11 protein-coding genes are annotated in these 12487 nt (G+C 61.4%); all 11 read left to right on the top strand.

The genetic code is table 11. The features are described from left to right. The first annotated feature begins 21 nt into the window (after positions 1 to 21). The 11 genes from DXC79_RS04055 to DXC79_RS04005 all read left to right on the top strand — a co-directional run bounded on the left by DXC79_RS04055 (position 22) and on the right by DXC79_RS04005 (position 12486). Positions 22 to 1125 carry a DnaJ domain-containing protein gene (locus tag DXC79_RS04055; protein WP_199408033.1) on the top strand — a complete coding sequence of 368 codons (1104 nt, stop codon included), beginning with the start codon at positions 22 to 24 and terminating at the stop codon, positions 1123 to 1125. 81 nt (positions 1126 to 1206) lie between these two features. Further along, the gene (gene dnaJ, locus DXC79_RS04050; RefSeq protein ID WP_117635252.1) at positions 1207 to 2355 is read left to right on the top strand and encodes a molecular chaperone DnaJ; all 1149 of its coding nucleotides are present in this window, start codon (positions 1207 to 1209) and stop codon (positions 2353 to 2355) included. A gap of 9 nt (positions 2356 to 2364) precedes the next feature. Continuing rightward, a complete protein-coding gene (locus DXC79_RS04045; RefSeq protein WP_117635251.1) occupies positions 2365 to 3657 on the top strand; it encodes a MiaB/RimO family radical SAM methylthiotransferase in 1293 nt (430 codons plus the stop codon). Then, positions 3638 to 4624, top strand: coding sequence for a PhoH family protein (locus tag DXC79_RS04040; protein WP_117635250.1), 987 nt, complete (start codon positions 3638 to 3640; stop codon positions 4622 to 4624). The genes DXC79_RS04045 and DXC79_RS04040 overlap by 20 nt, the downstream gene beginning before the upstream one ends. Further along, complete coding sequence (gene ybeY / locus DXC79_RS04035; RefSeq protein ID WP_117635249.1) at positions 4621 to 5130, top strand: rRNA maturation RNase YbeY; 510 nt, start codon at positions 4621 to 4623, stop codon at positions 5128 to 5130. The genes DXC79_RS04040 and ybeY overlap by 4 nt, the downstream gene beginning before the upstream one ends. 9 nt (positions 5131 to 5139) lie before the next feature. Then, positions 5140 to 5517, top strand: coding sequence for a diacylglycerol kinase family protein (locus DXC79_RS04030; protein WP_117635248.1), 378 nt, complete (start codon positions 5140 to 5142; stop codon positions 5515 to 5517). Between the two features lie 12 nt (positions 5518 to 5529). Beyond that, positions 5530 to 6597, top strand: coding sequence for a GTPase Era (gene era, locus DXC79_RS04025; protein WP_187361808.1), 1068 nt, complete (start codon positions 5530 to 5532; stop codon positions 6595 to 6597). 15 nt (positions 6598 to 6612) lie between these two features. Next, complete coding sequence (gene recO, locus DXC79_RS04020) at positions 6613 to 7362, top strand: DNA repair protein RecO (RefSeq protein WP_117635247.1); 750 nt, start codon at positions 6613 to 6615, stop codon at positions 7360 to 7362. A gap of 138 nt (positions 7363 to 7500) precedes the next feature. Further along, positions 7501 to 7779 carry a 30S ribosomal protein S15 gene (rpsO, locus tag DXC79_RS04015; RefSeq protein WP_099431792.1) on the top strand — a complete coding sequence of 93 codons (279 nt, stop codon included), beginning with the start codon at positions 7501 to 7503 and terminating at the stop codon, positions 7777 to 7779. 149 nt (positions 7780 to 7928) lie between these two features. Beyond that, positions 7929 to 10175, top strand: a complete 2247-nt coding sequence (locus tag DXC79_RS04010; RefSeq protein WP_117635246.1) for a polyribonucleotide nucleotidyltransferase — start codon at positions 7929 to 7931, stop codon at positions 10173 to 10175. A gap of 640 nt (positions 10176 to 10815) precedes the next feature. Beyond that, a complete protein-coding gene (locus tag DXC79_RS04005; RefSeq protein WP_089573381.1) occupies positions 10816 to 12486 on the top strand; it encodes a ribonuclease J in 1671 nt (556 codons plus the stop codon). Position 12487 lies beyond the last annotated feature (1 nt).

Here is a 12487-nt window from a genome sequence, read left to right as displayed (position 1 = left end):
GTGAGCAGGAGGTTGCCGCGCATGGCGACGATGAACGAAAAAGATTACTACGAGATTCTGGGTGTCTCCAAGGACGCCACCTCGCGTGATATTCAAAAGGCCTTCCAGCAAAAGGCCCGTAAGCTCCATCCGGACGTCAATAAAGAGCCGGATGCCGAGGAAAAGTTTAAAGAGGTTTCCGAGGCCTACGCCGTGCTTTCGGATGAGCAAAAACGTGCGCGCTACGACGCCATGCGTTCTGGCAATCCCTTTGCCGGTGCTCCTACGGCTTCGCCCTATGGTGGCGGCTACGCCGGCAGCACGGGCTATGGCAATCCCTTTGAGGGCGGCTTTCCCTTTGGTGGCGCCTGGGGCCAGCAGCGTCGCGGCCAGGCTGCCTACAATCCCGAGAACGGCGCCAACGTGGTCGTCGATATCAAACTCGACGCCAAGGAGGCCAAGGGCGGTGCCCGCAAGACCGTCCGCTACACGCGCTTCGATACCTGTAGCAACTGCGGCGGCTCGGGCTCCGTTTCGTCTGAGCATGCCCATACCTGCCCGAGCTGCGGTGGCCGCGGCCACATCGACGTCGACCTGTCCTTCCTGTTTGGTGCGGGCACGTTCCAGTCGGTCTGCCCCGAGTGCGGCGGTTCCGGTAAGGTCGTGGCCGACCCCTGCCCCGATTGCGGTGGCAGCGGGCGAACCCGTGTGACCTCCGAGCAGACGATTGAGTTTCCTGCCGGCACGCACGATGGCGACGAGGTCCGCATTAGCGGCATGGGCCATGCTGGCACTAACGGTGCCGCGGGCGGCGACCTGGTCGGCCGCGCCCATGTTGAGGCCGAGCGCTTGGAAGGCAAAGCTCGTACTGGCTTTTACCTGATGGGCATTGTGGCGCCGTTTTTGGTGCTGTCGGCCATCTCGGGAGTGTTCTCGGCCTTTGCCGTGATGTGCTTTATTCCGTTTACCATGGGCCTGTTCATGGTGCTTTCGGACGGTGTGCTTCATCGCAGCCTGCTGTGGTGGAAGCGCGGTGCGATGCAGTTTGCCAACGGTTTTGCCAACGGCTTCATGTTCGCGCTCGTGTCGGTTTGGTTCGCGAGCTGCTCGCAACGGGCCATGCTTTCGCCGTATCAAATGCAATAACATCAAACCCTTTGTTTGCGGTCGGCCCAGCTTGGGTATAGGACGCACTGTGACAATAATGAAAGTCGGAAGGATTCGGTCGTGTCGGAAAATAGGGATTACTACGAGGTGCTTGGCGTCGACAGGGATGCCGACGCGCGGACGATTAAGCGTGCGTTTTTAAAGAAGGCCCGTACCGTACATCCGGATGTTTCGGACGATCCCGAGGCCGAGGCCAAGTTCAAGGAGCTCAACGAGGCCTATTCCGTTCTTTCCGATGAGCAGAAGCGTGCTAACTACGACCGTTACGGCACTGCCGACGGTCCTGGTGGTTCGGGCTATGTCGACATCAACGATATCTTTGGTGGCATGGGCATGGACGACCTGTTCTCGTCGTTTTTTGGCGGCGGTGCCGGTGGTGGTGCCCGCAGCCGTCGTGAGCGTCGTCGCGGACGCGACATGGCCATCTCGCTTTCGGTGACGCTCGAGGAGGCGGCGCTCGGTTGCAAAAAGACGATCAGCTATGACCGCCTTGCTCCTTGCGAGGACTGCAACGGTACCGGTAGGGCCGAGGGTGCACAGGAAAAGCAGTGCAGTCGCTGCCACGGTACGGGCTACGTCACGACGGTTCAGCGATCGTTTTTGGGCCAGGTTCAGTCTTCCTCGCCTTGCCCTGACTGCCATGGCGAGGGCACGGTTATCGACCATCCCTGCGAGACCTGCGACGGTCAGGGCCGCACGCCTTCGCACGAAAAGATCGACATCGATATTCCCGCCGGCGTTTCGACCGGTCGCCAGCTGCGTGTGAGCGGCTTTGGCGAGGCCGGCCTTCGCGGCGAGCCTTCGGGCGACCTGATTGTCAACGTGCGCGTCGCCGACCATGAGCGCTTTAAGCGCAACGGTGACGACCTGTACCTGGTGAGCGATATCTCGATTGCGCAGGCTGCGCTCGGCTGCGAGATCGAGGTCGAGGGCATTATGCCCGACGAGGTCGTTAAGGTGACGGTTCCCGCCGGCGCCCAGTACGGCGACACCGTGAGCGTCAATAATTACGGCATGCCGCGCATTGGCGGTGGCGGTTCGCGTGGCCGCCTGATCGTGCAACTGCGCGTGGTCGTTCCCACCAATCTTTCCAATAAGCAACGCGAGCTGCTCCGTGCTTTTGCCGATGAGATGGGCGATGACGTCGCTTCCGGTAAGAAGTCGGTGACCGACCGTATCAAGAGTGCCCTCGACGATATCCTCGATTAAGGAGCCCGCGTGCTCGCACCCCATATTTCCGTCGTCAACCTCGGCTGCCGTGTCAACCGGGTTGAGTCTGACCGTATCACTGCCGATCTTATGCGCCTGGGCTTTGCTATTGTGGAGCCCCAGGATGCCGATCTGATCGTCATTAACACCTGTGCCGTTACGGGCGAGGCCGAGGCCAAGACCCGTAAGGCCGTCCGTCATGCGCTGGCCCATCCAAATGAGCCCTATGTGCTCGTGACCGGTTGCGTGGTCAATTTGTATCCCGAGGAGCTGTTGGAGCTTTCGGATCGCGTGATCGCCGAGCCGTCCAAGATCGATGTCGCCGAACGTGTCTGCGAGGTGCTGGGCGTTGAGTCCGATAGCGTTCCCGCCTGCAGCGATGGCGAGGTGGTCGATGCGCTCGGTCGCTCTCGCCTGGGCGTGAAGATCCAGGATGGCTGCAACCACCGTTGCACCTATTGCATCGTGTGGAAGGCCCGCGGTCCCGAGCGTTCCGTGCCCGTCGAGTCCGTGCTTGAGCAAGTTCGCGAGGCCCAGGAGGCCGGCGTGCCCGAGGTGGTGCTGACCGGTGTGAACCTGGGTGCCTACGATGGCAAGAGCGCGACCGACGAGCATGTCGAAATCGATGAGCTGCTCGAGGCCATCATGGAGCGCACGACTATTGCGCATGTGCGCATTTCCTCGGTCGAACCCATGGATATCTCTGAGCGCCTGCTTAAGGTTATGGCGCGCTATCCGCAGCGTATTGCCCCGTTTTTGCACCTGCCCGTACAGTCCGGCTGTACGGCGACGCTGCATCGCATGGGTCGTCCCTATAGTGCCGAGGCCTTTGAGGACACGGTGCGCATGATTCGCGCCATCCTGCCGCAGGCGTCTCTTTCGTGCGACGTCATCGTCGGTTTTCCTGGTGAGACGGACGAGGAGTTCGAGGAGTCGCTGGCGCTGTGCCGCCGCGTGGGGTTCTCGCGTATGCACGTGTTCCGCTACAGTAAGCGTCCCGGTACCCTTGCTGCCGACATGCCCGACCAGGTGCCGCCCGAGGTTATGGCCGAGCGCAGCCGCCGTATGCGAGACGCGGCGCAGGAGCTCGCTATTGCCGATGCTCGTCGTCGCGTGGGCACTGTCGAGCGTGCCGTGCTCGAGTATGGTGACAACCTGACGCTCGGTTCGTTCCATCATGCCCGTCTTGACGATACCTGTGGACTTACAGCCCCGTGCCTGCTCGATGTTGCTATCATCGGAGTCGATGATTCCGGCTTGGTCCATGCGCGCAGGGAGGTCCATGGAAGCCTCGAAGATTAGACTTACCGTTCCCGAGGGAGTTGATCCCTCGCGTGTTTTGGGCGCCGGCGACGGCGTCCTTCGTGCGCTCGAGAGCTTGGTTCGCGCTCACGTGGTCGCCCGTGGCGATAGGATCTCCGTGAGCGGCGACCCGGACGAGGTCGAGCTCGTGGCTCGCTTTTTCGAACATGCTTTTCGCGAGGCGGCGGCCGGTCGTACCCTGTCTGCCGACGATGTCTCGCGTTGCCTGGCCGTCTTGCGCGACGGCGAGCATGAGGCCACATCGCTTCGCGATGACGTGCTGCTTTCATACCGCGGTCGTGTCATTCGTCCCAAGACGCTTGGGCAAAAGCGCTATGTGGATGCCATTCGCTCGCATACCATCACCTTTGGCTTGGGTCCTGCCGGTACCGGTAAGACCTATCTGGCCATGGCGCTCGCCGTTGCCGCGCTCAAGCGCCATGAGGTGGGCCGTTTGATCTTGACGCGTCCGGTTGTCGAAGCAGGGGAGAACCTGGGCTTTTTGCCCGGCACCTTCGAGGAAAAGATCGATCCGTACATGCGCCCGCTCTACGATGCCCTTTTTGACATGATGGATCGTGAGCGCACCGATGAGCTTATGGAGCGCGGCGTGATCGAGATCGCCCCGCTCGCCTACATGCGCGGTCGTACGCTGAGCGATGCTTTCGTGGTGCTCGACGAGGCGCAAAATACCACGCCCGAGCAGATGAAGATGTTCCTGACACGCCTTGGATTCAACTCCAAGTTCGTGATTACCGGCGACCTCAGCCAGCGCGACCTGGTGGGTCGTCGTGGTGGCTTGGCGGATGTCGAGAAGATTTTGGGCCGTGTCGACGATGTGGCGTTTGCACACCTGGAGCGCGCCGATGTGGTGCGCCATGCCCTGGTGGGTCGTATCGTCGAGGCATACGATGCTTATGATGACGTGCGTGAGCAGCGCTCGCGCGACCGAAAGGAGTCCCGTTGAGTGTATTGATCAGCAACGATGCCGAGCTCGATACGCTGCTCGACGCGCAGGAAGTGGAGCACATCTGCGAGGTTGTGCTTGCCGCCGAGGGCGTTGAACGTGAAGTCGAGATTTCCCTTTCGTATGTCGACGAGGACGAGATGCACGAGCTCAACCACGAGTGGCGTGGCATCGACCGCACCACCGATGTGCTCTCGTTTGAATGCGACTCGGCCTTTGACGAGGATAATCCCGCCGACGAGACGCTCGAGCTCGGCGATATCATCTTGGCCCCGCAGGTCATTGCCCGTCAGGCCCCCGGCTTTGGCAATAGCCCTGCCGACGAGTGCCGCCTGATGCTCGTACACGGCATGCTGCACCTGCTGGGGTATGACCATATCGAGGACGACGAGGCCGAGGTCATGGAGGCCCGCGAGGACGCCATCCTGCGCGATCTGGCGCTCGAGCGCGGCGAGGACCCCAAGCTAGTCCACGTCGGCCCCATCACCAACCACGCCCACGACTAGGAGCCGTCTATGATTCCCGGATCGAACAAGGACCATCCGTCCTTTTTAAAGTCGTTCTCCTACGCCATGGAGGGCTTCGTCACCGCCGTCAAGACCGAGCGCAACATTAAGGTTATGCTCGTAGCGGGCGTGTGCACCATCATTGCCGGCTGCATCGTGGGGCTCGACATTGCCGAGTGGGCCACGATTATCATCTGCTGCGGCCTGGTGATTCACGGCGAGCTGTGCAATACCGCCATGGAGGCCATTGTCGATCTGGCGACCCAGGAGCTCCATCCGCTGGCAAAACGCGCCAAGGACATCGCCGCCGCCTCGGTATACGTACTTTCAATCACCGCCGCGATTGTGGGCTTGCTGGTATTTGCCCACGCGCTCGGCTTTATTTAGAAAGGGATTCCCATGTCCGACAATATGCAGCCTATCGATGAAATTTTGGACGACGAGTCCCCGGATGCTAAGGCGACCGAGGCCTATGAGGAAGTCGAGGAGTTCGACCCGTTTGAGGGCATGAGCGACGAGGAACTCGACGCCCTGTGCGACGAGGACGACAGCCTCGCGGGCTTTGGCGACGTTGAGCCCGGTTTCCGCAGTGGCTTCGTGGCCTTGGTCGGCCGCCCCAACGCCGGTAAGTCAACGCTGCTCAACGCCTGCTATGGCAAAAAGGTCGCCATCACCTCGCCGGTGGCCCAGACGACCCGCCGTCGCATGCGCGCTGTCGTCAACCGCCCCGGCTACCAGCTGGTCTTTGTCGATACCCCGGGTATCCACAAGCCCAAGGACGGTCTAGGGTCCGAGCTCAACAAGAGCGCGCTGTTCGAGCTGAACGATGTCGATGTTGTCGCGTTTTTGATTGATGCCACTAAACCGATCGGCAGGGGAGACGCCTGGGTTGCCGAGCGTGTCAAGAATGCCCGTTCCAAGAAGGTCCTGGTGCTCACCAAGGCCGATGAAGCCGACCCCGCACAGGTCATGGAGCAGCTTAAGGCCGCCCACGAGCTTATGGAATATGACGACGAGATCGTGACGTCGTCGGTCAAGAACTTTAACGTCGATGCCTTCATCGAGACCGTTGCGCACTTTTTGCCCGAGGGTCCGCGTTGGTTCCCCGAGGACATGGGTACCGACGCTTCCGATGAGACGCTCGTTGCCGAGTTTGTGCGCGAGAAGGTCTTGCGCCGCACCCGTGATGAGATCCCGCACTCCGTGGGCGTGATTTGCGATGCGCTTGAGCAGACCAAGAAGGTGCTGCGCGTGCACGCCACCATTTACGTCGAGCGCGAGGGCCAAAAGGGCATCATCATCGGCAAGGGCGGCGAGATGATCAAACATATCGGCATCGACGCCCGTCGCGACCTTGAGCGCATCTTTGGCACCCAGGTCTTTTTGGAGCTGGACGTGAAGGTCAAGGCCGGCTGGCGTGACGACGAGGCCCAGATTCGCCGCTTTGGCTATAACGCCGAGGATTAGGGACACGCGGCGCGAATGGCAGGTTCTCGTACATATCGCACGAAAGTGCTCGTGCTCGATAAGACGAAGCTCAAAGAGACGGACCTGATCCTGACGATGCTTGACGAGCGGGGTCGGCGGGTTCGTGCCGTGGCAAAGGGCGCCCGCAAACCCGGCGGACGCCTGGCTGCGCGCTGCGAGATGTTCTGTACCGTTGATCTGCTGCTTGCGCATGGACGGTCGCTCGACGTGGTTTCCCAGGCCGAGCTTATGGAGGCGCCGCTCGGCGCTGCTCCCGATTACGAGATGACATGCGCCGCAAGCGCGATCGCCGAGGTCGCGCGCGTGTGCTCGTTCGAGGACGCCGAGGACCCGTTTACCTTTGCCATCACGCAGCGGGCGCTCACACTTGTCGGCAGCGGGCTCGACGCGGCACATATGGACCTGCTCGTGGCGGCCTTTGTCTTTAAATTGCTGTCGCACGTTGGCTACCGACCCGATTTTTCGGCCTGCGTGCTGTGCGGAGACCCGATGCTGTCGTATTTTTCGCCCCAGGCGGGCGGCCTCATGTGCGGGTCGTGCGCGTCGAGCGTGCCCGGTGCCGAGCTGGTGTCGACCGGTGAGGTCGCATGGCTGCGCGCCCTCATTTCCATGACCTTCGATGCGCTTATGGCCGAGAGGGTCGACCCCCATACCGCTGCCTTTTTGCTGGGGCTTTCGCACGTGTGGGCTGCGACGCACACCGATCAACGTCTCCGTGCGATGGAATTCATGTTGGGTCGGTGATGATGCGCAGGCGCGGGCTGCTTGTGGTAACATACCGACCTGTTGGTACCTCGACCTTGGATGCTCGCTCCACCGGCGGCTTCCCAGTCCGAGGCGAATAGCGTCGCCCGCGGGCGACAAGAAACGAAAGGTGAAACAATGACTGTTTCCAAAGAGCGCAAGGCGGAGCTGACTGCCCAGTTCGGTAACACCCCGGTCGATACCGGCAACCCCAAGGTTCAGGTCGCCATCCTGACCGAGCGCATCAAGGAGCTGACCGAGCACATGAAGTCCCACCAGAAGGACTTCCACACCCGTCGTGGCCTGCTCATGCTCGTCGGCCGTCGTCGTCGTCTTCTCTCCTACATCAAGAAGAACGACATCGTCGAGTACCGTGAGCTCATCAAGGCTCTGGGCATCCGCGACAACATCCAGTAGGATTTGTACATGCTAAGAGCGTCCTGCGCAGCGGGGCGCTCTTTTTGTGTAAGGGCGTGAACAATCACGCTCTGAAGCGTGGCGGGGGCAGGGGGCCCGCGTCACATGAGAAGCCCGCAGGCAAGGGGCCTGTGGGGTAAAGGAGAACCATGACACTCGTATCCAAGACCTTTGAGCTGTACGGCAAGACCTACACCTTTGAGTCGGGCGAGCTTGCCAAGCAGGCCACCGGCGCCTGTCTGGTCAAGCAGGGCGACACCACGATGCTCGACACCGTGGTCGTCTCCAAGGAGCGCAAGAACTACGACTTCTTCCCGCTGACCGTCGACTTCAACGAGAAGATGTACGCCGCCGGCCGCATCCCGGGTGGCTACCTCAAGCGTGAGGGCCGTCCCAGTGAGAAGGCCACGCTCACCGCGCGCATGATCGACCGTCCGATTCGCCCGAGCTTCCCGGACGGCTTCCGCAACGAGGTACACATCGTCGCTACCTCGCTCGTCGCCGACCAGGTCAACCCCTTTGACGTCATCAACGTCATGGGTGCCTCCCTGGCCATGACGCTCGGCGGCGTGCCCTTCGAGGGCCCGCTTGCCTGCGTGCGCATCGGCCGTAACGTGGAGACCGGCGAGTTTATCGTCAACCCCACCTACGAGGAGCGCGAGAACTCCGACCTGGACCTGGAGCTGGGCGGCTCTGCCGACTTCATCTCGATGGTCGAGGCCGGCGCCGAGGAGATCTCCGAGGACGACATGCTCGCCGCCATGAAGTTTGGCCAGGAGGCCCTTGCCGCCTTCTGCCATGCCCAGGACGAGTTCGTTGCCGAGTGGGAGCAGGTCAATGGCGCCATCGTCAAGAAGGAGTACCCGCTCGACCAGCCCGTCGAGGAGGTCCAGGAGCGCATCTTCGCCCACTACGACGAGATGGCCGCCGCCCTTCGCGATGCCGACAAGCTCTCCCGTATCGGTAAGGTCGAGGCTCTGAAGGAGTCCATCCGTGCCGAGTTCACCGAGGAGGAGCAGGCCGCTTGGGAGCGCGAGATCCCCGTGGCGCTCAAGAAGCTCGAGAAGAAGGCTATGCGCACCATGGTCGTCGAGACCGGCGAGCGCGTCGACGGCCGTGCCGCCGATGAGATTCGCCCCATCATGGTGAAGGATAACTACCTGCCGCTCGTTCACGGCTCCGGTCTGTTCCAGCGTGGCCAGACCCAGGTGCTTTCCATCCTGTCGCTCGGCATGCTTAACGAGGGCCAGCGTCTGGATACCATCGAGCCCACCGAGGGCAAGCGCTACATGCACCACTACAACTTCCCGCCTTTCTGCACCGGCGAGACCGGCCGCATGGGCAGCCCCAAGCGCCGCGAGATCGGTCATGGCAATCTGGCCGAGCGCGCTCTGCTTCCGGTGCTTCCCGACGAGAACGAGTTCCCCTACGCCATCCGCGTCGTCTCCGAGGTCATGGAGTCCAACGGCTCCTCTTCGATGGCTTCGACCTGCGGCTCCACGCTTGCCCTTATGGACGGCGGCGTGCCCATTAAGCGCCCGGTTTCCGGTATCGCCATGGGGCTGATCCAGGAGGAGGGCAAGACCGTGGTCCTGTCCGACATCCAGGGTCTCGAGGACTTCCTGGGCGACATGGACTTTAAGGTCACTGGCACCACCGAGGGCATCACCGCCCTGCAGATGGACAACAAGGCCACCGGCCTCACCTTCGACATCTTGGCCCGCGCCCTGCAGCAGGCCAAGGAGGGTCGCGCCTTCATCCTGCAGAAGATGCTCGATGTGATCCCCGAGCCGCGTCATACCACGCGCAGCACCGCTCCTCGCATCGTCTCCATCCAGGTTCCGACCGATAAGATCCGCGACGTCATCGGTTCCGGCGGCAAGGTCATCCGCGGCATCCAGGACGAGACCGGCGCTTCGGTCGACATCCAGGAGGACGGCACCGTCTTTGTCGGCGGCACCGGCGAGTCCGTCGACCAGGCTGTCGAGCGCATCAAGCTCATCATCAAGGTTCCCGAGCCGGGCGAGGAGTACACCGGTCGCGTGGTCTCCATCCAGCCCTTCGGCGCCTTCGTCAACCTGCTGCCCGGTAAGGACGGCCTGCTGCACATCTCCCGCGTCGCCAAGGGCCGCGTGGAGAAGGTCGAGGACGTCCTCAACGTGGGCGACGAGGTCAAGGTCGTCGTCATCGAGGTCGACGATCGCGGCAAGATCTCGCTCGATCGTCTTGATAAGCCCGAGGCCCCGGCTCGTGCCGAGGGTGCCTCCGAGGGCGACGGCGAGCATTTCCAGCGCCGTGAGCGTCCGCGTCGCGAGCGCTCTGAGCGCAGCGACCGTCCGCGCCGTCCCGGTGACAACGGAGGCCGCAAGCCCCGCCGTCACCACGACGCCGAGTAACAGCCGTACATAACCAGCACCGCAAGGGCGACTCCGGACAGGGGTCGCCCTTTTGCTTGCGCCCGGGAGGGCCGCATATGAAGTTTCCTGCTCTACAGTCCTGCGCAAGACGGAAAGTACATTAAGTGCTTTCCTTTGCGTGCGGAACTCGCGATAAACTTCATATGCGGCCCTCCCGGGCGCAAGCAAAAGGACTGGTTAGTGCCGCTCGCTATTTAGTTAGACAGTCTATTCAGTAGTCAGATTTCAGATCTGTAGATAGCCGCAGCAGCATCTTCCCAGATAAAACCGACCATAATAAACCTGTCCCTTTTTGGCAGGTTTCCCGTGGGGCGGGCACTGATGAAGTTTATCGCGAGTTCCGCACGAACAGGAGGCCACTTAATGTGGCCTCCGTCGTGAGCAGGACTGTAGAGCAGGAAACTTCATCAGCGCCCGCCCCACGGGAAACCGGCGGGATAGACCGGTTTGGATGGGGCTTTCATGCATGGGTGGTCTGTTGTTGTGCAAATGGGTATCATACTGTGGTTATTGCATCGACTCTGCGATGCATGTTTGTACGTTCCCGGCGGTCGGTTTGCCAGAAGCGCCCCGTCGGTTGTTCCAGACCCGTTTCGAAGAAAGGAAACCACACTCACCTATGGCAGCTAAAAAATCATCTCCCTTGAAGATCATCCCGCTCGGCGGCCTTGATGGCATCGGCAAGAACATGACGGTCTTCGAGTGCGGCGACGACATGGTGCTCGTCGACGCCGGTCTTATGTTCCCGGATGACTCCCAGCCCGGTATCGACCTGGTGCTTCCCGACTACACCTATGTTCTGGAGAACGAGGAGAAGCTCCGCGGTATCATCGTTACTCACGGCCACGAGGACCACACCGGTTCGCTTCCGTACCTGCTGCAGGACCTCAACAACAAGGTGCCCATCTTCTCGAGCAAGCTGACGCTCGGTTTTATCGAGGGCAAGCTCTCCGAGTTCCGCATCCGCGCGCCTAAGTTCCGCGAGGTCAAGGGCGGCAGCCATGTCAACCTCGGCGGCATCTCGCTCGACTTCTTCTCGATGACGCACTCCATCCCCGGCGCTCTGGGCGTGTTCATCCGCACCAATCAGGGCACCGTTATGCACACCGGCGACTTTAAGCTCGACCAGACGCCCATCGACGGCGTCACGCCCGATTATGCCGCTATCAGCCGCTTTGCAAAGCAGGGCATCGACCTGCTGCTTTCCGACTCCACCAATGCCACGGTTCCCGGCTTTACTAAGTCCGAGGCCGAGGTTGGTCCCAACCTGCTGCACGCCATCAAGAACGCGCCGGGTCGCGTGTTCGTCGCGTCGTTCTCGAGCCACATCCATCGTCTGCAGCAGATCTGCGATGCCGCCCGCAAGTGCGGCCGTAAGGTCGTTGTGACCGGTCGCTCCATGCTCACGAACACCCGCGTGGCGCGCGAGCTCGGTTATCTCAACATCGATGATGCCGATATCATCGATGCCTTCGACATTGATAACCTGCCCGACGACAAGATCGTCGTCATGTGCACTGGCTCGCAGGGAGAGCCGCTGTCGGCCCTGTCCCGCATGGCCAATGGCGAGCACAAGACGCTCTCCATCCACGAGGGCGATACCGTTATCCTCTCGGCAACTCCTGTTCCCGGCAATGAGAAAGCCGTCCAGCAGGTCGTCAACAGCCTGGCCAAGCTCGGCTGCGATGTGTGGGATAAGAACCGCGCTCTCGTCCACGTCTCGGGTCACGGTAGCCAGGAGGAGCTCAAGCTCCTGATGGCCATGGCCAAGCCCACGTACTTTATGCCGGTTCACGGTGAGGCCGTGCATCTGCGCGCCCATGCTCAGCTGGCCCGCAAGATGGGTCTCAAGGACGATCATATCTTTATCCTCGATAACGGTGACACGCTCGAGATGCGCGGCGGTATCGTCAAGCGTGGTACGCCCGTCGAGTCCGGTGTCGTCTACGTCGACGGCCTGCGTATCGGCGATACCGACCCCATCGTCCTGCGCGATCGCCAGAAGCTCGCCAATGACGGTATGGTCACGGCCGTTGCTATCGTCTCGCTCAAGCACAAGAAGATCGAGGCTATCGAGTTCTCGGGTCGCGGCGTCTCGTTTGCCATCGACGACCAGTTCTCCGAGGATGCCTCCGCATCCATTATGAAGACGATCGAGAAGGGCAAGTTCAGCTTTACCAGCAGCGGCTCCGATGCCATTCGCAAGGCCGTGCGCGATTCGCTCTCCAACTTCATTTGGAGCCGTACGCGCACCCGTCCGATGATCATCCCGGTCGTCATGGAGGTTTAGT

Origin of the sequence: Collinsella sp. TF08-11AT (assembly GCF_003437035.1) — a bacterium.
Classification (GTDB): Bacteria; Actinomycetota; Coriobacteriia; order Coriobacteriales; family Coriobacteriaceae; genus Collinsella.
Note: the sequence above shows the minus strand (reverse complement) of the source record. Positions and strands in the feature narration are given on the sequence as shown.